Origin of the sequence: Adlercreutzia sp. DFI.6.23, assembly GCF_024462535.1 — a bacterium.
Taxonomy (GTDB): Bacteria; Actinomycetota; Coriobacteriia; order Coriobacteriales; family Eggerthellaceae; genus Adlercreutzia; species Adlercreutzia rubneri.
Genome location: NZ_JANGBP010000788.1, coordinates 1 through 288 on the forward strand (window position 1 = coordinate 1; position 288 = coordinate 288).

At 62.8% G+C, this 288-nt stretch carries 1 protein-coding gene; it reads right to left on the minus strand.

All coding sequences use genetic code 11. The features are described from left to right. Nucleotides 1-276, minus strand: a 276-nt coding sequence (locus NE591_RS15475) for an MFS transporter (protein ID WP_256157126.1), incomplete at its 3' end; no start/stop codon positions are given. Nucleotides 277-288 lie beyond the last annotated feature (12 nt).

Here is a 288-nt window from a genome sequence, read left to right on the forward strand (position 1 = left end):
AACAAACACGACGAGCGCACCAGCCAGCACCAGCGGCACGCTGGCCGTAAGGCCGGCGGCCATCATAAGCAGCGAACCTGCAACTGCCACCCCCAGCCCTCCCGGTAGCAAAGGACGAGGGCCTTTCCGGTCGAGCATACGGCCGCCCGCCAACGATGCCAGGGCATAGGCAACCACCAGCGGCCCCATGCAAAACCCCGCTACCGTCGACTCCCAATGAACCTGCTCTCCGAGGAACAATGGCACCATCACATTCAGCGAGAAGTACACGCTCATGGTCGTTGCCAC